Annotated in this window: 19 protein-coding genes; 4 read left to right on the top strand and 15 right to left on the bottom strand. The window is 28.8% G+C overall.

Features of this window, described 5'->3' with window-relative positions; all coding sequences use genetic code 11:
• Positions 1-21 precede the first annotated feature (21 nt).
• From rnhB to rpsB, 15 genes are all read right to left on the bottom strand, one after another.
• Positions 22-633 carry a ribonuclease HII gene (gene rnhB / locus Bsans602_RS01465; RefSeq protein ID WP_500837335.1) on the bottom strand — a complete coding sequence of 204 codons (612 nt, stop codon included), beginning with the start codon at positions 631-633 and terminating at the stop codon, positions 22-24.
• A gap of 21 nt (positions 634-654) precedes the next feature.
• Positions 655-1,821, bottom strand: a complete 1,167-nt coding sequence (gene lpxB / locus Bsans602_RS01460) for a lipid-A-disaccharide synthase (protein WP_500837334.1) — start codon at positions 1,819-1,821, stop codon at positions 655-657.
• Between the two features lie 2 nt (positions 1,822-1,823).
• The gene (gene lpxA / locus Bsans602_RS01455) at positions 1,824-2,612 is read right to left on the bottom strand and encodes an acyl-ACP--UDP-N-acetylglucosamine O-acyltransferase (protein WP_500837333.1); all 789 of its coding nucleotides are present in this window, start codon (positions 2,610-2,612) and stop codon (positions 1,824-1,826) included.
• Positions 2,613-2,616: 4 nt separating this feature from the next.
• On the bottom strand, positions 2,617-3,072 hold the full coding sequence (gene fabZ / locus Bsans602_RS01450) for a 3-hydroxyacyl-ACP dehydratase FabZ (RefSeq protein ID WP_420022268.1): 456 nt from the start codon (positions 3,070-3,072) through the stop codon (positions 2,617-2,619).
• A gap of 99 nt (positions 3,073-3,171) precedes the next feature.
• The gene (lpxD, locus tag Bsans602_RS01445) at positions 3,172-4,203 is read right to left on the bottom strand and encodes a UDP-3-O-(3-hydroxymyristoyl)glucosamine N-acyltransferase (protein WP_500837332.1); all 1,032 of its coding nucleotides are present in this window, start codon (positions 4,201-4,203) and stop codon (positions 3,172-3,174) included.
• 3 nt (positions 4,204-4,206) lie between these two features.
• A complete protein-coding gene (locus Bsans602_RS01440; protein ID WP_500837331.1) occupies positions 4,207-4,707 on the bottom strand; it encodes an OmpH family outer membrane protein in 501 nt (166 codons plus the stop codon).
• 80 nt (positions 4,708-4,787) lie between these two features.
• A complete protein-coding gene (bamA, locus tag Bsans602_RS01435) occupies positions 4,788-7,208 on the bottom strand; it encodes an outer membrane protein assembly factor BamA (RefSeq protein WP_500837330.1) in 2,421 nt (806 codons plus the stop codon).
• 45 nt (positions 7,209-7,253) lie between these two features.
• The gene (gene rseP / locus Bsans602_RS01430) at positions 7,254-8,639 is read right to left on the bottom strand and encodes a sigma E protease regulator RseP (RefSeq protein ID WP_500837329.1); all 1,386 of its coding nucleotides are present in this window, start codon (positions 8,637-8,639) and stop codon (positions 7,254-7,256) included.
• A gap of 34 nt (positions 8,640-8,673) precedes the next feature.
• On the bottom strand, positions 8,674-9,534 hold the full coding sequence (locus tag Bsans602_RS01425; RefSeq protein WP_500837328.1) for a phosphatidate cytidylyltransferase: 861 nt from the start codon (positions 9,532-9,534) through the stop codon (positions 8,674-8,676).
• Positions 9,535-9,565: 31 nt separating this feature from the next.
• A complete protein-coding gene (uppS, locus tag Bsans602_RS01420) occupies positions 9,566-10,318 on the bottom strand; it encodes a polyprenyl diphosphate synthase (protein WP_500837327.1) in 753 nt (250 codons plus the stop codon).
• A 146-nt stretch (positions 10,319-10,464) separates the two neighbouring features.
• The gene (gene ispC / locus Bsans602_RS01415; protein ID WP_500837326.1) at positions 10,465-11,658 is read right to left on the bottom strand and encodes a 1-deoxy-D-xylulose-5-phosphate reductoisomerase; all 1,194 of its coding nucleotides are present in this window, start codon (positions 11,656-11,658) and stop codon (positions 10,465-10,467) included.
• Positions 11,659-11,755: 97 nt separating this feature from the next.
• Positions 11,756-12,322 carry a ribosome recycling factor gene (gene frr / locus Bsans602_RS01410; RefSeq protein WP_500837325.1) on the bottom strand — a complete coding sequence of 189 codons (567 nt, stop codon included), beginning with the start codon at positions 12,320-12,322 and terminating at the stop codon, positions 11,756-11,758.
• An 82-nt stretch (positions 12,323-12,404) separates the two neighbouring features.
• The gene (gene pyrH / locus Bsans602_RS01405; protein ID WP_500837324.1) at positions 12,405-13,133 is read right to left on the bottom strand and encodes a UMP kinase; all 729 of its coding nucleotides are present in this window, start codon (positions 13,131-13,133) and stop codon (positions 12,405-12,407) included.
• 221 nt (positions 13,134-13,354) lie between these two features.
• The gene (gene tsf, locus Bsans602_RS01400; RefSeq protein ID WP_500837323.1) at positions 13,355-14,176 is read right to left on the bottom strand and encodes a translation elongation factor Ts; all 822 of its coding nucleotides are present in this window, start codon (positions 14,174-14,176) and stop codon (positions 13,355-13,357) included.
• Between the two features lie 81 nt (positions 14,177-14,257).
• A complete protein-coding gene (gene rpsB, locus Bsans602_RS01395; protein WP_500837322.1) occupies positions 14,258-14,941 on the bottom strand; it encodes a 30S ribosomal protein S2 in 684 nt (227 codons plus the stop codon).
• A gap of 317 nt (positions 14,942-15,258) precedes the next feature.
• Between rpsB and map the strand changes: the two genes are divergently transcribed.
• The 4 genes from map to recD all read left to right on the top strand — a co-directional run bounded on the left by map (position 15,259) and on the right by recD (position 23,250).
• Positions 15,259-16,056, top strand: coding sequence for a type I methionyl aminopeptidase (gene map / locus Bsans602_RS01390; RefSeq protein WP_500837321.1), 798 nt, complete (start codon positions 15,259-15,261; stop codon positions 16,054-16,056).
• Positions 16,057-16,405: 349 nt separating this feature from the next.
• Positions 16,406-17,230, top strand: coding sequence for a 2,3,4,5-tetrahydropyridine-2,6-dicarboxylate N-succinyltransferase (gene dapD / locus Bsans602_RS01385; protein WP_500837384.1), 825 nt, complete (start codon positions 16,406-16,408; stop codon positions 17,228-17,230).
• A gap of 302 nt (positions 17,231-17,532) precedes the next feature.
• Complete coding sequence (gene recB, locus Bsans602_RS01380; protein WP_500837320.1) at positions 17,533-21,075, top strand: exodeoxyribonuclease V subunit beta; 3,543 nt, start codon at positions 17,533-17,535, stop codon at positions 21,073-21,075.
• A gap of 273 nt (positions 21,076-21,348) precedes the next feature.
• A complete protein-coding gene (gene recD, locus Bsans602_RS01375; RefSeq protein WP_500837319.1) occupies positions 21,349-23,250 on the top strand; it encodes an exodeoxyribonuclease V subunit alpha in 1,902 nt (633 codons plus the stop codon).
• Positions 23,251-23,322 lie beyond the last annotated feature (72 nt).

The following is a 23,322-nucleotide window of genomic DNA, read 5'->3' as shown; positions in this document are numbered from 1 at the left end:
ATTGATTGATCTAAATAAAAGTTATTTTTTGATATGACAAATTCTATGTTTTATAGGAGAAAAACTTTTTCGATGATACGATATAGGACCATATAATTCTAATTGATTTAGATGAAAAGCAGTAGGATATCCTTTGTTTTGAGCAAATCCATATTTTGGATATTGTATATCTAACATAATCATATCCTGATCACGAGTAACTTTAGCTATAATAGAAGCCGCACTTATAGTTGGGATTTTGGAATCTCCTTTTTTAAAACATTGATAAGGTGTTCCTACAAATCTTGGAGCATGATTTCCATCTATTAGAATTAAATCTGGTTTAATAGATAAATTTTGTACAGCTCGTTTCATTGCTAATAATCGAGCTTGTAAAATATTAAAACGATCAATTTCTGTAACGTCAGCATGTCCAATACTCCAATCTAGTGATTTTTGTATAATATTTTTATATAAATTTAGTCGCTTATTGTTACTTAGTTTTTTAGAATCAGCTAATCCAAAAATTGTTTGCGTTGGGTCTAATATTACTGCTGCAGCTACTACTGATCCAACTAATGATCCGCATCCTGCTTCATCTACGCCTGCAATTAATTTTAATTTTTTTGATAAATAGAATTTTTGATATTTCATTTAATTTTTATACTCATTTATTCAACAATATGGTTGTGACTGAATTAATTTTAAAACAGCACGCGCTGCTTGTTCATCTGCGTTATATTTAATACTGTAATGTAATTGTCTAAATTTTTTTTGTAATATCATACGCTGATTGTCATTATAATTGAGTAAATTAATTAATGTTTGCGCTAAGTTTTTAGGAAGACAGTCGTTTTGAATAAATTCTTTTACTAATTCATGCCCTGCTAACAAATTAGGTAAGGATATCCAAGGGGTATTTATTAAATATTTAGCTAACATAAATGTTAAGGGATGCATACGATAAGCTACAACCATTGGACATTTTACTAGCATGCATTCTAAAGTTGCTGTTCCAGCAGTTACCAAAGAAATATCTGCTGCCATCATTATTTCCCATGTTATTTTATTATGTAGTATACGATATTTAACTGATGTTGATGCAAACTTAATGAATTGTTTGATAGATGTTTGATTGGCTAATGGTACTAAAACCTCAAGATTAGGGAAACGATCTTTTAATAGTTCAGCGCATGCTAAAAAATCATGAGTTAACATTTTAATTTCTCTGATTCTACTCCCTGGTAATAATGCTAAGCAATATACGTCGAGCGGAATACCTAATTTTTGACGAGCAGAAATTTTATCCGGGTGGAGTGGTATTTGATCTGCTAATGAATGTCCAATGAATTGGCATGGTATATTGAAACGATCGTATATTTTTTTTTCGAACGGAAAAATAGTTAAAATATTATCGGTAGCTTTTTTAAGAGCAAAAATACGATTTTTTCTCCATGCCCATACTGATGGACTAACATAATGAATTATATGAATTCCATGTTTTTTTAAACTAATTTCTAATGCAATATTAAAGTCTGGAGAATCGATACCGATAAAAATATCAGGTTGTAAGTTAAGAAATCTACGAATTAAGTTTCTACGAATATGTAATAATCGTGGTAGTTTCATAATGATTTCAGCGAAGCCCATAACTGATAATTCTTCTATATTATACCAAGATTTCATATGTTCAGATTGCATGTAAGGACCGCCAATTCCAAAAAAACATACTTTTTTTAAGTGTTTTCTTAATGATCGAATTAATCCTGCTCCTAATATATCTCCAGAAACTTCTCCTGCTACTATACCTATAATAATAGTACGATTATTGCTCGTAAACATTGTTAACGAATAATTCCTCTTTGCGAATGTATTAAAAAATCTACAAATTTATTGATGATGGGATGTTCAATAGCTAATAGTTTTAAGGCTATTTTGGCTGATTCAATAGTTTTGTTGCTACGATATAGTATTTTATAAGCATCTCTAATAGCGTGTACGGAAGAACGGCTAAAACCTCGTCGTTTTAATCCTTCAATGTTTAGTCCAAAAGGTGTCGCATGATTGCCTTGAGCTATTATAAATGGGGGAATGTCTTGAGCTACACCGGAACAGCCACCAATCATAACATGAGTTCCAATGAGACAAAATTGATGAATAGCAGTCATTCCTCCGATAATAGCGTAATCATCTACTTTTACATGACCTCCTAAAGTAACATTATTGGCCATGACACAATGATCTCCTATTATACAGTCATGAGCAATGTGTACATTGCTCATGAATAAATTACTATTTCCTATTTTAGTAACTTGTTTGCCTTGTATAGTACCACGGTGAATAGTAACGTTTTCTCTGATTTTGTTATAATGACCAATTTCTATGCGAGTAGGTTCTTTTGCATATTTTAAATCTTGATTTACTTCTCCAAGAGAAGCAAATTGATAGATTTGATTATTTTCTCCAATGTGAGTAATTCCATTAATTACAATATGAGATTTTAGTATAGTTCGTGCTCCTATCTCAACTTGTGAACCAATAAAACAAAATGGCCCGATATACACATTATCGTGAATGATAGCTCCTTTCTCTATTATAGAATTAGGATGTATAATGGCAGATTGGTTAATCATCAGTTTAAATTTCCTTTCTACGAGCGCACATCATTGATGCTTCACAAGCCATTTCTTTGTTTACTGTAGCAATTCCTTTAAATCGTGCAATACCACGTCTTTCTTTAATAAATTCAACATCAAGTATCATTTGATCGCCAGGTTGTACTGGGCGCTTAAATCGAGCTGAATCTATAGCAGCAAAATAGTATAATTCTCCTGGAGCTAATTTACCTGTACTTTTGAAGGCTAAAATACCTGTAGCTTGAGCCATGGCTTCTAAAATTAATACTCCAGGAAAAATGGGTTTTCCTGGAAAATGACCTTGGAAAAATGGTTCATTAAAAGAAACATTTTTTACTGCTCTTAAGAATTTACCTTTTTCAAAATTTAGTACACGATCAACTAGTAAAAATGGAAATCGATGCGGTAAAAGTTCTAAAACTTCTTCAATATGCAAAATACAAGTGTCAGTTATCAAGATTTTTATTCCTGTTTAAGATAAAAAGTTGCATTTATAACGTTTATCCTGTTAATCCTAACAGGATAAAAAATAAACTGTCCTAATTATCTTAAAAAATTATAGGCACAGTAATTTTTTTAGTTTTTGTTCTATGGTTTTCATACGTTTGTTTATACTACTAATCCGCATGATTAATGCAGCAGTTTTCCACCATATTGTCTTTGGTTGAACAGGAATACCTGATGAATAAATACCAGGTTGTGTTATTGTTTTCATTACCATACTCATTCCAGTTATTGTAACTTTATCACAAATGTTAATGTGACCATTAATAACACTAGCTCCGCCTATCATGCAGTATCGTCCTATGGTTACACTGCCTGCCATGATAACACCGCCTGCTATCGCTGTGTGTGCTCCAATTACAACATTATGTGCAATTTGACATTGGTTATCAATAATTACTCCGTTTTCAATTGTAGTATCATCTAATGTCCCGCGATCAATGGTAGTACCAGCTCCAATTTCTACATTATTTCCAATTTTTACTTTTCCTAAATGAGGAATTTTAATCCAAACACCATGGTCATTAATGTATCCAAATCCATCCGATCCAATTATAGTTCCAGATTGTATTGAACAGCATTCACCAATTTCTACTTCGTGGCATATAGTAACATTAGCCCATAATCGGGTGCCTGTTCCTATTTTAGTTTTATTTCCTATAAAACTACCAGGACCAACTATTACATCATTACCTAAAATTACTCTGGATTCTATAACTGTATTAGCACCGATTCTTACTCTTTCTCCTAGTATCGCATCCGGGGCAATTATTGCTCCGGATGCGATACTTTTAGTTGGTTTAGAAGTATTATCCATTAATTGTGCAATCTTGATATATGCAAGATAAGGATCTTGTACTACTAATGCTGCAACCTTACAGAAAGCTAAATTATTTTGAGATAATATTACTGCTGAAGCGTGACAAGAACTTAATTGATTTAAAAATTTTTGATCTTTTAAAAAAGTTATATGTCCTATTTGTGCATTGTTTATAGAAGCAATACCAGTAATAATTATATTTTTATCGCCATATAATTTAGCTCCTAATTGTAGCGCTAGATCAGATAGTTTCATTGCAATCATAATTTATCCAACTTGTTTCATTACGGAATTAGTAATATCTGAAATATGAGCGCCATAATATACTACGGCATTAGTATCTATTACTATGTCATAATTCTCTTTTTTAGCTACATTAGATACTACATTGTGAATTATATTAAGAATTTTATCTCTTTCTTCTGCTTGACGAGAATGATTGTCTTGTTGAAATTCTTTAGCTTTATTGGAAAAAATTTCACGTTGATTTATTAATGATTTTTCTAATTCACTACGTTCAATTGCTTTCATAGTGGCGCTGTTTTGTTGTAATGTTTGTATTTTCATTTGTAAATCATGTTCCATCTTTTCTAATTCGGTAGCACGATCTTTGAATTCATATTCAAGTTGTTTAATTATTTTTGCACGTTGTGAAGATTGTTGAAAGATATTGGAAATATTAACTATCGCAATTTTATTTGTAGCACCAACGGGATTAATTTGTATAACCCAAATAATCATACTTAATATATATGTCCACTTTTTCACTGTAAACCTCTTAGTTTTTAATAAAATACAAAATTTATTGTTTTAATATAATATTTATTGTGTATGTACAATATCTACATTTACCATGTTTTTCCAATACTAAATTGAAAAGGTTCTTCTACATCTCCAAGGTATTTTTTTATTAATTTTGAATAAGAAAAAATTATTGGTCCAACTGGGGATATCCATTTTAATGTCACACCACCAGACATGCGGATATTACTTGGAATACTATAATCTATAATACCAGCTCTTTGTGTTTCTTCTGTATTTTTCCAAAAAGTGTCCCACACAGTACCTGTATCTAGAAAAAGAGAAATACGTGCTGTATCAGAGTATTGTACATTAAAAAATGTAATGGGGATAATTAACTCAGTTTTAAATAGAGTCATCGCATTTCCTCCAACAGAATCCTGAGAGTTTTGTATTGAACAAATAGCATAATTGTTTTCAGAGTAGTTACAATGATAATAGGCAGCTTTTGGTCCTATACTATTTAGTTTAAATCCACGTATTGTTCCAATACCTCCAGCATAAAAATTATCATAAAAAGGATTTTCTTTTTTATGTATGCTTCCTGCATAACCAGTATGTATGGAACTCATTAATATCCAATTACAATTTTGATCTAAAGATATATATTTTTTGCTATTAATTATAATTTTGTAATATTGATTATCAGAACCAGGTAATGCTATTGTACCGGCTACATTAGCGTGCATGCCATTTGTAGGAAAATAAGCATGATTCGTGTTGTTAAAAGTCCATCCTGAAGCTAATAAAAAATCGTTTGTATTAAAATTAATAGTATTATCAAAAATTTTATTATTAGTTGTTTTTTTTGGATAAATTTTTGTAGATGTTAGATAACGACATATTGCTACTTGAGGGGCTATTTTACTTAGATGATTGGATGCATAGTTTAATCCCAAATTAAATGTATTGTATGCAGTAATTGGATATAAATAATTGATATTAAATCCACAATTTTTTAAATTATAATCTGATAAACCTGTATTGTTAGTATTTAAATTATTATGAAATATTTTTCCACCTATGCTAGTATTGTTAATGTTACAGTAAGGTTTTAAAACCGATATTTCAGAATAAGTTTGATAGTGATTTCTGGTACTGATAATAGATATAGCATTTCCTGAACCTAATATATTTTCTTGATACATTCCAAACTGTAAATTCATGCCGCTCTCTGTTCCAAATCCGACGCTTAAGTTTAAATTGCCAGTATTATGTTCCTCAACTGTGTAAATAATATCAATTTGATTTAACGTATTTGGAACATGCTCAATATGAGTATCTACAGTTTTAAAATAGCCAAGGCGTTTAAGTCGGTTTTGATCCTGCATGATACAAGTATAATCTAATTGCATTTGTTCTGTTTGATGTATTTCTCTTCGAATTACTGCATCTTTAGTAATATTATTACCTTCACAGCGTATTTCATGTACATAAAAGCGATGTCCTACATCAACATATATGTACAATTTTATTGTTTTATTATTATCATCGATTTTGGGATCTATTGATATGATAGGTTGAATATAACCGTGTTTACTCAAAAAATATCGTATTTTATATTCTATTTCTTGAATTTGATTACTATTATATAATCTTCCAGAAGAAATTTTAATGTATTCCTTAATATCATGGAAATAATCTAATACATTTCCATACAATTCTAAAGAATCAAATGCATATTGCATGCCTTCAGTAATATATAAAGATATATAAATATTTTTTTTATCTGGTGTCAAATCAATTTGTGTTTCATCAATACGGAACTTGGCATAACCATGGTTTACATAAAAATTATACAACACATCTAAATCGTGAAATAATTTTTGTTTGTGATATTTCTGACGAGATAATATGTTCCACCATTTAATTTTTCTGTATAACTTAAATTGTGACAATAATTGTTTTGTATGGAATATATGATTGCCGAAAATGTTGATTTGTCGTACTTGAGCGGTTTTACCTTCGGCAAATATTATTTGTATATCAACTCGGTTTCTTGATAGAGGTATAGTTACAGTTTTGATTGTGGCTGTAAATTTACCAAAATTATAATATAATTTTTCCAATTCTTTTTTTATTTCAAAAATATAAAATTCATTAAATGGTTGCCCTAATTGTATTTTTTTTTCATTTAATATCTTTTTTATTATATCTTCTTTAATTATTTTATTTCCATAAAAACTAATGTTATTAATAATTGGACGTTCTTGTACCTGAATTATAATTATTCCGTTTTTATCGTTAGATATACTAATTTCTTCAAAATATTTTGTAGAAAATAACGTTTTAATACTATTTGCAATATCTTCATCATTAATAATGGCCCCAATTTTTAAAGGTAAATTAAACAATACTGTATCTGAAGAAATTCTTTTTAATCCGTCAAAGTAAATTTTGTTTATGATAGAATCAGCGTTGTATGCTACATCACTAATTATTAATAATACTATAAATATTTTTTTCATCACATTATTATTTATTTTAATATTTTAATTGAATTATATTTGTTATTACCATAATCTGGATATATCATTGAACAATGCTAAACACATTGTTATTATGAGCATAATAGATCCGATGATATAACCAAAGTTTTGTATTTTTTTTGATATTGCTTTTCCTTTTATTTTTTCTATTATAAAAAAAAACAAGTGTCCACCATCTAAAGTTGGAAAGGGTAATAAATTGACAATTCCTAAATTGATACTGATTAATGATAAAAAAATGAGATAATAGATTAGTCCGGATTGAGCCGATTCGCCTGCTCCTTTTGCTATCGCGATCGGTCCCCCAAGGTGAGTGATTCTAATGTCTCCAGCAATCAATTTGAATAATGTGTTGGTTGTGAGGCACATGAGTGTCCAAGTTTTTTTGAAAGCTTGCAATATAGCAGTATACAAGCTATATTGGTGAATTGTATAATATTCAGCCGGGGTGTTGTCATTAATGATCTTTGGAAAAACACCTATAATATCTTCTATTTTATCAGAATGAATCAGATTTTTTTTATTTGGTATTAAATTTAAATTTAGTGTTTTATTTGCTCGTTCCACAGAAATTTTAAAATTTTTTTCTGGATTGTTTTTAAAAACTGTGATCACTGATTCCCAGTGGCGTATTAATTGACCGTCGATTGATATAATTTTATCTCCAATTTTTAAACCAGCCTGTTCTGCAGAAGAATTAGGTTTTACTTCAGATAAGATTGGGACTACTTTTGTATTAAAAGGAAGAATACCTAATGTTATTATAGGATCTGGTGTATTAGTAGAATTATTAAACCAGTTACGAGATAAGTTAATGATATAAGTTTTATTAATATACGTGTCATTTATTGACGTTGTAGAAATAATAATTTTTTCTTTACCTATACTATTGAAAATTTCTAAGCGGACTGAGTCCCAATCATGTGTTTGAATATTGTTAATTGATGTAATTTCTACTCCAGACTGGATCCCTGATTGAGCAATAATAGAATTGGGTATGACAGAATGTATTATTGGTTTGTATGCAGGTATTCCTATTATAAAAATTATTACATAGGATAGAATCGAGAAAATGAGATTAAAAATAGGTCCTGAAGCTACGATAATACTTTTTTTCCAAATGTGTTGGCAATTAAAAGCATTATTATTTTCTTTATTGCAAGAGATGGATTGTTCTTCTTGTGTGTTATACAATTTTACATATCCGCCTAACAGAACAGCAGAAATCGCATATTCAGTATTTTTTGAATCACGTCGACTCCATAAAATAGGACCAAATCCTATAGAAAATCTTTCTACTTTTACTTTTAAAACTCGTGCTGCTATAAAATGTCCATATTCATGAACTGTGATAAGTATTCCTAATGCTAGGATAAATGCAATTAAGTTCCAAAAAAAGTGTGATAACATGATTTTATGTGTTGTTTTTTATTTTTAATTATTATTAATATTGACTTAATAATATTAGACAAGTAAAAATTGGGACTGCAGCAATTAAGCTATCTATACGATCTAACATTCCTCCGTGTCCAGGGATTAGATTGCCGCTGTCTTTTATGCCAGATTCCCGTTTAAACATACTTTCAGTTAAATCTCCTACTACAGAAGCTATAATTGCGATTGTAGAATAAATAAATATGATAGATGGATTTATAATATTTATTGGTATATATCTTATAAATAACCATGCAATACCTGTTGATGTTAACATACCTCCGATAAATCCTTCCCAGGTTTTTTTAGGAGATATAGCTTTTAATAATTTATGTTTTCCTAATGTTTTTCCAATGACATATGCACTTGAATCATTAATCCAGACTAGTATTATAATATATAGTAAATACCATTTCCCAATAATGTTATTGTTGATGTAATGAAATTGATATAATGTTAATACTCCCCAAAAAAATGGTAAAATTGTTAGTATTCCGAAAAAAAACTGCAATATACTAGATTTTCTCCAAAAAATAGCAGAATTAGGATAAGACAATATTAACATCAATGCCAATATCCACCACATTATAATAATGCTGCTGAGAATCCACCAAAAAATACGCCAGTTACTAAAATATAAATGATTCTTAAATATCATAATAATTGTTATAGCGCACAATAATCCGAAGATAATATATATCCATGTTCGGTGTATATAAATAGGGAAATGCATTATTTTACCCCATTCCCATGCACTGATTAAACAGATAATAAATGTAATAATTGAGAATTGTATAATAGGTAACAAAAATACTATAAAAATAGTAATAGGAATCAAGATAAACATACTAATTAAACGATTTCTTAACACATATTTTCCTTATTTTTATGTTTTATATAAATTAAATAGATACGCTGTTTCCAAATCGACGCTCTCGTTTCATAAAAGTATTTAATGCTCTTTTAAATGTAAAATCATTAAAATCAGGCCATAATACATCTGTAAAAAATAATTCAGCATATGCTATTTGCCAAAGCAGAAAATTACTAATACGATGCTCCCCGCCTGTTCGGATCACTAAATCTACTGGAGCTAATTCATGCATACATACATATCTGCATAAAGTATCTTCGTCAATTTGGTTAGGGCTTAATATTCCTTTTTGTACTTGTGTTGCAAGTTGTTTTACTCCTTGAATGATATCCCATCGTCCTCCATAATTTGCAGCGATATTAAGTTTTAGCCCACTATTTTTAGAGGTGAGTTTTTCAGAACGGCGTATATTTTTTTGTAATTCAATAGTAAATCGATTAGTGTCTCCGATGATTTGCAGTTTAATATTATTCTTATGTAGGGCATCGATTTCACTATTTAGTGCTTGGTCGAACAGTTGCATCAAGGAATCAATTTCTTTATTGGGACGTTTCCAATTTTCGCTACTAAATGCATATAGAGTTAACGCATCAAATCTATAATTAACAGCGAAATGAACAGCGCGCCGAACTGCACTAAATCCAGCTTGATGCCCAATAATACGTAATTTCCCTCGTGTTCTTGCCCAACGGCCATTACCATCCATGATAATGGCAACATGGCGTGGCAGCACATCAGATGAAAAAGCGCTAAGGTCTTGGTTATGTTGAGATAATGTCACACTTATTTATTTTCCAAACTAAATGCCTACATATTAATTAAAATATTACTTATAAAAATAAATACTGATAATTATAGATGAATTAAATTTCTACATAATTTTATATTTTTAAAAGTGTAATAGTTTATTTGAGACAGTATTGATTATTATACAGCACATATTGATATTGCTTTTTCACGAGCTTTTTGATCAATGTATAAAACATCTTCTATATCATTAGGGTCATCTAAATTTATTTCATCAAGTACACGACGAATAATATCAGGAATTGCAGTGAAGGAAATCATTCTATTTAAAAATGCTTCTACGGCAACTTCGTTTGCTGCGTTTAAAATAATAGTCGCTGCTTGACTACAATTATCAGCATCTATTGCTAATTGCAAACAAGGGTACATTTGACTATCTAATCGATCAAAACTTAATTTGTTAAGATAATCTACGTTGATATTAGATAAAGTTTGCAATTTAATTCTATTAGGATAAGCCATTGCATATGCTATAGGAATTGTCATGTCTGGAGGCGCTAAATGTGCCAAGATATTTCCATCTGTATAGTATACCATAGCGTGGAAAATAGATTGAGGATGTAACAAGATTTCTATTTCATGAGATTTAGCGTTGAATAAATGTCGGGCTTCTATATATTCTAATCCCTTATTCATCATAGTAGCAGAATCTACTGATATTTTACGTCCCATAGACCAATTGGGATGAATACAAGCTTGTTCTGGCGTTACTGTGGCTAATTGTTTTTGTGGTAGTTTGAAAAAAATTCCTCCAGATGCAGTCAATACGATACGAGAGATTCCATATTCAGATAAAGATAAATGTCCTAAATTTTTTTGACATGTCACTGGTAAATTTTGAAAAATTGCATTATGTTCACTGTCTATGGGTAGTATACATGAATGGCATCGTCTAGATTCTTGCATAAACAATTTTCCACAAGTAACTAAAATTTCTTTATTTGCTAACAATATTTTTTTACCAGCACGTATTGCAGAAAAAGTGGGTTTTAACCCAGCAATTCCAACTATAGCTGACATAACCATATCAACATCATCAATCGCTGTTAATTCACAAGCATTTTTTAATCCAGATAGTACTTTAATATCATATTTTCCAGCTGTGATTAAATTTTTTTTTAATGTTTTTGCAGCATCTGCACATATCATGCATGCAAATTTAGGATGCGTCACTATACATTGTTCTGTCATTACAGAGACATTGTTTTTAGCTATTAATGCGTATACAAAAAACTTATCGGTGTGTTGTTGTATTACAGAAAGGGTGGCCTTTCCAATAGATCCAGTACTACCTAAAATTGTTAGAGATTGCATATGTATGTGTAAGTCATAAGTATTAGAATATATAAATTAAAAAGTTTCTGTTTGCCGTTCATATATACAGGGCTGTATATAGTTTATAATTTAATATTTAAAATTTCATTAATTCTGATTCTTTTGCTATTGAGATAGCATCAATTTCTTTAATCCAAGTATTGGTTAATTTTTGAATTTTTTTTTGAAAATCATGCTCTTCGTCTTCATTAATTTCTTTATTTTTAGTCAAAATTTTTATCTTATCATTAGCAATACGCCGTACATTTCTTATGGATATTTTACTTTTTTCTGATGCAGTTCTTACCATTTTTATTAAAGTATGACGGCGTTCTTCAGTTAATGGAGGCAATGTAACCTGAATAATATTACCATGAGAAATAGGCACTAATCCTAAACTAGACATAAAAATAGCCTTTTCTATTGATTTAATTATTTTTTGATCGAAAACAGTAATAGCTAATGTGCGCGAATCTTTTGCTATAGCATTTGCTAATTGAGATAATGGGGTTGGTGCGCCATAGTAATCTATTCGAATATTATTTAAAATATTTGGAGAAACACGACCTACATGAATATTATTTATATTCATTTTAAAGTTTTTAATGCATTTTTTCATATCTGTTTCTAAATTTTTTTGAATGTTGTTAATTTTATTCATCACATCATATATCTCTGATTTATATTGTTATATTAATAAGTTAATTGATGTAAATTTTATATTTAATTTTAGTAAATTTTTTAAATTATTTGGTTATTAAAGTTCCTTCTTTATATCCCATTATTATTCTTTTTAATGCTCCAAGTTTGTTGATATTAAATATATGTATTGGTAAGTTATGTTCTCGTGCCAATGTAAATGCGGTTAAATCCATCACTTTCAGTTCACGCTCTAATACATCTCGATAACTTAATTGTTCGTATAGTGTAGCATCAGGATGTTGGATTGGATCCGTGGAAAAAACTCCGTCGACTTTAGTTGCTTTAAGTACTACATCCGCTTTAACTTCAATACCGCGTAGACAAGCTGCAGAATCAGTAGTAAATAAAGGATTGCCAGTGCCAGCAGCAAAAATTACTACCCAATTATTAGATAGCAAATTAATAGCTTTTACCCAATTGTAATGATCACATACCCCACTTAATGGAATTGCTGACATTAAGTGGGAATGGACATAAGCACGATGTAGCGCGCTCCTCATTGCTAATCCATTCATTATAGTTGCTAACATTCCAATATGGTCTCCTACTATTCGATTCATACCAGCTTTAGCTACTAGTCCAGTACCACGAAACAGATTACCTCCTCCCATAACTATACCAATTTGAATACCTATGTTTACTAATTCTTTAACTTCTATAACCATCCTATTTAATACAGTAGTATCTATTCCAAAACCTTCAGCGCCTTGTAGAGCTTCCCCGCTCATTTTAAGCATGATACGCCGATAAATTGGTTTTGTGTGAGTTACCATTAATTATATTCCTCACAAAATGGTATAAATAAAAATAGGCGTTAACTTAGTTAAGTTATTAAAGTAAAATATGTATGTCAATAATTATTCTGATATAATATAATGTAGTTAATACAATTTCTATTCTCAAAATATTTAATACATTAGCTAAAAAAATAATAATAATAAGCTGTTGTATTTAGTAATTAAATATTTCACATTAATAATTATTAAATATTAATTTACATATTTTCACTTAATTCAAAACGAGCAAAATCATTAATTTTGATGCGATACTCAGTTAATAATTGTTCTATTGTTTTGCTCGTATCCATTATGAAGTTTTGTTTTATTAATACAATGTTATTTAAAAATTTATTCATGCGTCCTGCAGTTATTTGTTCTGCAATTTTATATGATTTTCCAGATTTTACGGCAATGTCCATTTGAATATGGTATTCACGAATCATTATATCTTTCGGAACATCATCTACATTAATGTATTTGGGGTTTTTAGCTGCGATATGCATAGCAATATGTTTAACTAAATCTTCAGTTACTTCACCACTAACATTTACTATCACCCCAATTTTGGAGCCATGATGTATATAAGATCCTAAAAAATTACCTGTTAATACAATAAGTCTACGAATATTTATGTTTTCTCCAACTTTTGAAATTATATTGGAACGTGGTTCTTCAAATCTAGTTTTTAATGTGTCAATATTGTTAATTTTTTCATTTAATGCCGTAGTTTTAACAATTTTGGCAAATTCTTTAAAAATGCTATCTTTTGCTACAAAATCAGTTTCACAATTTATTTCTATCATAACACCATATTGTCTATTGGATGTAGTTTCTACCACTATTAATCCTGATGATGTTGTGCGACCGGATTTTTTATAAACAGTTTTTAGGCCAGATTTTCTCATATTATCTATGGCCAATTCAATATTGCCATTGGCTTTAACTAAAGCCTGTTTACATTCTACAATACCAATGCTAGTACGTTTGCGTAATTCTTTAATTAAATCATTATTAATGTTAGTTAATTTTTTTTTCATAGTAATATTATCATATTCAGAGTATATATGATTCTACACGTGTATGATTAATATAATTTGCGTGTAGTTATCTATTATTAATTATTGAGCGTAATCTATATGTATTACGTTGGATATTACATCTAAATATAGATTAATCGCGCGTATGGCATCATCGTTACCTGGAATAACAAAATCTATTTCATCTGGGTTAGAATTTGTATCAACGATTGCAAAAACTGGAATGCCTAAACTATTTGCTTCTTTTATAGCAATATGTTCATGTGTTGCGCCGACAGCAAAAATTGCATCTGGCAGTCCACCCATGTTTTTAATACCTCCTAAACTATTTTCTAAATTAATAAGCTCGCGATTTAAGATTAATGCTTCTTTTTTGGTTAATTTTTTAAAAGTACCATCCTGAGATTGAGTTTCTAAGTCTTTTAGACGTTTTATAGATTGACGTACTGTTTTCCAATTGGTTAACATTCCTCCTAACCAACGATGATTGACAAAAAACTGATTACAGGCAAGTGCTGTTTTTTTAATGGCTTCACTAGCTGCGCGTTTGGTACCTACAAATAAAATCTTTCCCTTTAATGAAGCAATTTTATTTAATTCAACTAAAGCTTGTTTAAACATTAATATGGTTGTTTCTAAATTAATAATATGTATTTTGTTACGAATGCCAAAAATAAAAGGTTTCATTTTAGGGTTCCAATAACGAGTTTGGTGACCGAAATGAACACCAGCTTGAAGCATACTACGTATAGAAAGTTTTTCCATTATTATACACCTCGATTGATTGTTAAATGTATTACTTATAATATTGACAATTGTTGGCATCTAAACATAGATAGATAATATTGTATATGTTATAATGAATTTAGTAAGCTAAAAACTAAGAATAGTTTTTACAATAAAATAAAACAGGGAAATAGTTAATAAACATTTTGAAATAAAATATATGTATTTACCATTTTATAGTAATAAATAAGCAAATTTGATTTAATGTAATTTATTTTCATGTAGAAAATCGTCTCGTATAGTTGAAATGTTAGGATGTCGCATATTAATCAATATTAAATCTGTAATTATATATTATGGCAATTATTATTAAAACATCTGAAGATATAGAAAAAATGCGAATTGCTGGAAAATTAGCTGCAGAAGTATTAGAAATGATTAAACCCTATATTCAACCTGGAATTAGTACTGGAACATTAGATACAATTTGTCACAATTATATTACGAAAATACAACATGCTATTTCTGCTCCTCTTGGTTATCACGGGTTTCCTAAATCTATTTGTACTTCAATTAATGATGTAGTATGCCATGGAATTCCGAGTGATTTACATACTTTAAAAGAAGGCGATATTATAAATATTGATATTACGGTGATTAAAGATGGTTTATATGCTGACACTTCTAAAATGTTTATTGTTGGTCAATCAACTAAATTGGGATCTGATTTATGTCAAGTGACTCAAAAAAGTCTATATTTAGCAATTAATCTGATTAAGCCAGGGATACGTTTAAAACGTATAGGTCAATCTATTCAAAGATTTGTAGAGAAACAAAATTTTTCAATAGTAAGAGAATATTGTGGACATGGAATTGGAAAATTTTTCCATGAATCTCCTCATGTATTACATTATGATGCTGATGATGAAGGTGTTATATTACAATCTGGAATGACGTTCACAATAGAACCGATGATAAATGCAGGCAGTCGTCATATTTATACCGAAAATGATGGATGGACAGTAAAAACAAGAGATCATAATTTATCTGCACAATATGAGCATACTATTGTTGTTACAGAATATGGATGTGAAGTTTTAACATTACGTACTGAGGAATCTTTCCCATCTACTATTAGTCATAGGGGTCAATAGTTATATATTTTGTGTTTAAAATTTTTAAATAAATATGTTATAAATTATAGTGAATAGATTGATTGAAATGAACGGCATAACATTGAAAGATATATATAGAAATTTATATGTATATATTGTTTAATAAATTTGTTAATAATGTATATTATCGAATCAATATAAATAATAATATGGAAAGGTTAAAAATTAGAGTTATGAAAATATACATTATTAAATGTGGACAGATCTTTTGATATAGGATAATGTAATTAAAATTACAGACATGTCTGAGTATAATTATACTATATGGACAATAAAATTATTAAAAAATAAGATTTTAAACAAATTATATGTCATGGATGTACAATACATGAATCAGTTACAAAAAATAATTGAAAGCGTTTTTGACAAAAAAGAATATGTTTCAAAAAATAATATTGATTGTACTGTCAGAGATGCTGTTTGTGAAATTATAGATGGATTAGATAGCGGTAAATTACGAGTGTCAGAAAAAATTAATGGTAAGTGGATTACTTATCAATGGCTAAAAAAAGCAATTCTTCTGTCATTTTATATCTTGGATAACAAATTAATAACTTGGGGAGATGGTCGTTTTTTTGATAAGTTTCCTGTAAAATTTTTCGGATGGTCTGCTACATGTTTTCAAAATAAAAAACTTCGGGTGGTTCCTCCAGCTACTGTACGTTATGGAGCTTATATTGCTGATAATACAGTAATTATGCCTTCTTATATTAATATTGGCGCGTATATTGATACGGGTACTATGATTGATACTTGGGCTACAGTTGGATCGTGCGCACAGATTGGGAAATATGTCCATTTATCTGGAGGTGTTGGTATTGGAGGGGTTTTAGAGCCGATTCAAACTAATCCAACTATTATTGAAGATAACTGTTTTATTGGCTCTCGTTCTGAAATTGTTGAAGGCGTGATTGTTGAAAGAGGGTCTGTAATTTCTATGGGAGTATTTATAGGACAAAGCACTAAAATATATGATCGGGATAGTGGAAATATATACTATGGACGTGTTCCGTCTGGTTCAGTGGTAGTTCCTGGGAGTTTGCCGTCTAAAGACGGTCGTGTTAATATCTACTGTGCAGTAATAGTGAAAACAGTTGATTATAAAACTAAAAACAAAGTTCAGATCAATGAGTTATTGCGTGATACATACTGATAAAACAATTTTTATTATTTAAGATTTTATGGCGTAGTATTGTTTAAATTTTCTATTTAGATTACATTTTAGTTTTATTTGTGTATATAAATTGATTAATAATTAATTTTATAAATGATTTTGAAAATATATTGTATTTCTTTTTAAGAAAGATTACCTACTTATTTTATAAGTATATAATCTTTCTAGTTTCGTTATCATGTCATTTTGATACATTATTTCAGGTAAAGACTCTATAATAATGCAGTTTTGGTGATATTAAATAGTCTTGGTTATGTTTAAGCATGATGAGATTATAGACTATGCATAACTTAAATGTTTTAGAATTGCCTTTGCATGGAATTAGTTTAATTGAAGCCTCAGCAGGAACTGGTAAAACATATACACTGATAATAATTTATCTTAGGTTATTATTATGTTTGGGGAATAAATCAGATTTTTACCGTCCTTTAACAGTACAAGAAATACTTGTAGTTACTTTTACTCAATCTGCAGTACAAGAATTACGTTATCGAATAAGAGAAAATATTCGTCAATTTCGATTAGATTGTATACGTAGATGTAGTAGCAATTTTTTATTTTCTAAATTATTATCAAAGATAGGTAATATGAGCGCGGCTATATATCAATTATCTGAAGCAGAAAAAAAAATCAATCAAGCATCTATATTTACCATCCATAGTTTTTGTCAAAATGTTCTAAATCATAATACAATAGAATTAAACATGTTGTTTAATACAAATATCATTGATAATGAAACAATATTATATCAACAGGTGTGCACTGATTTTTGGAGACAGAATTTTTATGTGCTTCCATTAAATATAGTAAGTTTAATTAAAGAATATTGGAATGATCCAAATGCTCTTTTAACTGATATTTTCCCTTATATTTATGGATCTAGACCCAATAATTTTCATGATTATGGTAAGTATGAAGACAAAAAGAGCATTGTGACTTATTATGAACAAATCTTAATGTATATTGATAGTATTAAAAAGAAATGGTGTGAAAATGAAAATAATATAATTATTGTTATTAATACTTATAATGTTAATCGCAGAATATATAACAAAAGTAATTTAACACGTTGGATAAATATAATTAATCAATGGGTTAAACAACCAACAATTGATCATACTATACCTAATGAACTAAGGCGTTTTAGGGAAACAGAGTTAAAAATACACAATGATCATAGATCCGGCCATGTGTATTTTTTGTTTCATACTATAGAAAAATTGTACAAGCAGTTGTTGTCATTCAAAGCACTAATATTTAATATCGCGATAAATGCAGTGCGCAATAATTTAATTGATACCCAACATTTAAGATCAGACATTACTTTTAATGATCTCATTAAGATTGTAGTTACTGGTTTAATTAAAGATAAAGACAATAAATTAGCATACACAATACGTACACGTTATCCAGTAACAATTATTGATGAATTTCAAGATACAGATCAGCAGCAATTTAAAATTTTTCATACGTTATATAATAATAATAATTCAAAAAATGGTCTTATCCTCATAGGAGATCCTAAGCAATCAATTTATGCTTTTCGTGGGGCAGATATATTTGCATATATGAAAATACGTCGAGCAATATATAATAAATACAGTCTTAATATTAATTGGCGTTCATCATCAAGTATGGTTAATGCTGTTAATCAATTATTCCAATTTATATCTAATCCATTTATTTTTGAAGATATTCCTTTTATTCCTTCGGTAGCAGCTAATAAAAATAATATGTATCGATTTGTGATTAATAATCAGTTACAAGCAGCTATGTGTTTTTGGGTTCATCCTGATAATTTAATCACAATAGATGACTATAAACAAACAATGGCAAGGGAATGTGCCACTGTTTTGTGTAATTTATTACACAAAATACATAACGGGATGGCTTGGCTAGAAGATGAAAACCATAAAAGAAAATTGAAAATATCAGATATAACTGTATTAGTACGAAATCACGAAGAAGCATTACTTATTCGTACTGCTTTATCGCAAGTAAATGTGCCAACAGTATTTTTATCTAATTCTAAAAATATTTTTGAAACAATAGAATCTTATGAATTATCATTATTGCTAAGAGCAATTTTATTTCCAAAACGGCATGTAATTTGTACTGCTTTAACAACTGTTTTTTTTGGATTAAATGCAACTGAAATTGAAAAAATTAATAATAATGAATCTAAATGGGAACAAATACTTGAAGAATTTTTCCAATATCATTCAATTTGGAAAAAACAAGGCGTTTATCTGATGATACAAAAAATAATTTTTTGCTATAAAATACCAGAAAAATTATTATCTGTACAAAAAGAAAAAGGTGAAATTAGTTTAGTAAACATTTTACATTTAGGTGAATTATTGCAAAATGTTTCAATGCAATTACAAGATGAGTATGCGCTTGTAGAATGGTTAATACTAAAAATAATACAACCAAAAAATAAAAAAATATCTGATCAAATCTTACGATTAGGCAATGTCCATCAATCAATAAAAATTAGTACAATACATAAATCTAAGGGATTAGAATTTCCATTAACATTTTTACCATTTGCAGCAGATTTAAATTATAAAAAAAATAGTGTTTTTCATGATAGGGAATCATATGAAACCTATTTAGATTTTAATATATCAGAATCAAATTTAATATTAGCAGATGAAGAGCGTTTAGCAGAAGACTTAAGATTGTTATATGTAGCAATAACTCGCAGTATTTATCATTGCTCCATAGGTGTTGGTTCAATAGTACGCGGACATAAAAAGAAACCTGTCATCAATGATTTACATCATAGTGCTTTGGGGCATTTAGTTCAAAAAAAAAAAGTTGGCAATATAGAAACGTTAAAGAAAAATTTAAAAAGTTTGAGTGTTTGTTCGAACGGTGATATTTCTTTTCGTGTTATTTCGCGATTTCAAAGTTTGTGTTCTTATGCACCATCCATCATGTCTAATCAATTTTTATCTGTAAAAAAATGGAAAATATCTGAAAATTACACTCCGTGGAGTGTAACAAGTTTTAGTGCATTAAAAAATACTGGTGTTGAAACATGTTTAGGTTTTCAAGAACAATTAGATATTCATGAAGATATTCGATTGCAAGAAAATGATATTTTATTGACCCCACATACTTTTCCGAAAGGAAAAGTATGTGGGAGCTTTTTTCATAGCATTTTTGAAAATTTAGATTTTAAAAAATTTGTGGATATGAAATGGCTACGCATATATATGGAAAAATATAATATTGATCCCATTTGGAAACATGTCATTCGAGAGTGGATATATTTAATACTTAACACCCCGCTTAATAATGAAAATTTAACTCTTTCACAAATAATGAATGAAAATAAAAAAACTGAGTTTAAATTTTATTTACCTATTAATACATATTTAACGCCACAAAAATTAGATCGTTTATGTAAATATTATGATCCTTTATCATGTAGATCTAATTCGCTCGAATTTTTAGGATTAACAGGTATGTTACAAGGTGTTATTGATTTAATTTTTTATTGGAATCATCGATATTATTTGTTAGACTATAAAACTAATTGGTTAGGAACAAATAACAATTCTTATGTTTGTTCTAAAATAGAACAAGCAATGATTAACCATCGTTATGAATTACAATATCAACTTTATACTTTAGCATTGCATCGATTCTTACGTAACAAACTTGTATCTTATGATTATGAAAAAGATTTTGGAGGAGTATATTATTTATTTATACGAGGAATGGATGGAACCCCGTTTAGTAATGGTATTTATTTTTTCCGTCCACCATCGATATTTATTAGTAAATTAGATAATTTGTTTTCTAGAGAATAATGATCAAAAACAGCATTACATACATAATACTTGATTTTCACAAAAACCACAAAAGTACATTTTTACATAAATAAATTAAATAAAAATACGTGCAGTATGAAATTTTATACATATTGGTATATTTATTCATTTTAAGAGTAAAATAATTTATACACAATATAATGATGTATAATAAATAACTGGATTATAAAAATGTATAAATAATTTTTTGATAATTAATATAATATAATATTATTAACTTTAATAAGATTAATTTTTATGATTTTTGTATGAATGACAGATATTACCAAAAGAGTTTTAAAATTAGGATTATGGAATGCATTGGATGTGCAATTTGCTGATGTGTTAACTACTCCTATTTCTGATGATAATAGATATAATATAAAAGAAGCATTAACGTTAGCTGGAGCGACATTAAGCGCTCACGTTAGATCTGGTCATGTTTGTTTACCTTTACATTTAATTACTTTTGATAGATTATTTCAAGGAAATCATCCTGAGTTAGTTTATTTAATATATAAAAAATTAGGAAAATTATCGTTAGATAATTGGCAAGAATTGTTACTTTCTTGTTCTGCAGTTAGTGATGGATCAAAAGTTACCCCGTTAGTATTGGAAAATAAGCGTTTATATTTGTACCATATGTGGGAAGACGAATGTACAGTTGCTCGATTTTTTAATTATAAACATCAGTCAAATATTCTGAAAAAAGAAAAAATAATTTCCGTGTTAAATCAATTATTTCCTGTAATTTATACAAAAATTGATTGGCATAAAGTAGCTACTGCTATTGGAATAACACATCAAAGAGTGTTAATTTCCGGAGGACCTGGTACTGGAAAAACATCAATTATAGCTAAAATCATAGCAGCATTATTGCTATGTAATAACCGTAATGACCTAAAAATAAAAATGATTGCTCCAACAGGAAAAGCAGCAGCTCTTTTAACTGAGTATTTTAAAACAAATATAAATAATATCTTCCAATTAGATAAAGCTTGGTTACATAATTTACCAGAAAAAGCTACTACTTTACATAGTTTATTAGGAACACAATTAAATAATAAGTATATCCAATACGATTGCTTAAATCCTATGCGCTTAGATCTTTTGGTTATTGATGAAGCTTCTATGGTCAGTTTATCTATGTTTGCTCAGTTATTTTTGACACTTTCACCTCAAACGCGAGTTATCTTGTTCGGTGATCAATATCAATTATATCCAGTAGAACCCGGATCTGTATTTAAAGATATATGTCAATTTGCTAGTTTTCAATATTCTTATAAACGTTGTCAAGAAATTATAAATCTTACAGGTTATTCATTGCCTATTGAATCTTACTCTAATTCATCTACACATTATAATTATAACAGTATTATTGATGGTATGTGTATACTAAAGAAAAATTATCGATTTAGTAAGCGATCAGGAATTAGCCAATTGGCTGATGCTATAAATTTGGGAGATTATAATCGAGTTTTATCGTTACTGACTTCAAACATATACAAGGATTTGTATTATATCTATGTGTTCGAAAAAAAAAGCTATATTCAAATGATTATTGATTGCGCAATGAAATATTCTAATTATTTACAAAAATTGCAACATGCTAAAATGTCGAAAACAAATATCTTAGAATTTTTTAATCATTATCGAATATTATGTGCATTACGTGATGGTCCATTTGGCGTGATAAGAATTAATTATTGTATTGAGCGAATATTAACTGAAAAGGGATTAATTAAAGTAAACAATTTTGGTAACTATATAGGTAGACCCATTATTATATTACGAAATAAACCATCTTTAGGATTATGTAATGGGGATGTTGGAGTAATGTTACTAAATGGCCAAAATCAATTATCTGCATATTTTATTTTACCAGAAAATAAAGTAAAAGTTGTGCAATTATATCAATTACCGGAATATGAAACTTGTTTTGCTATGACTATACACAAATCACAAGGATCTGAGTTTAAATATATTGTAATAGTATTACCTAATAAGCACACACCAATATTAACGCGAGAATTACTGTATACTGCTGTTACTAGATCTCGTCAATGTATTTTTTTATATGCAACAGATCATGTAATTATACGCAGTATTAGTCTTGTCACTCAACGTTATAGTGGGTTATACGATAGAATAAAAGAGACTATAATACCATATTAAATTTTTATGCCTTTATTATTTATAGAGTTTATTATATGGTAGATGATTATATCTAATGTATAGTCATTCAAG

This window comes from Candidatus Blochmannia sansabeanus (nom. nud.), from assembly GCF_059935345.1.
The sequence above is the reverse complement of the archived record's forward strand: the minus strand, read 5'-3'. Positions and strand labels throughout refer to the sequence as shown.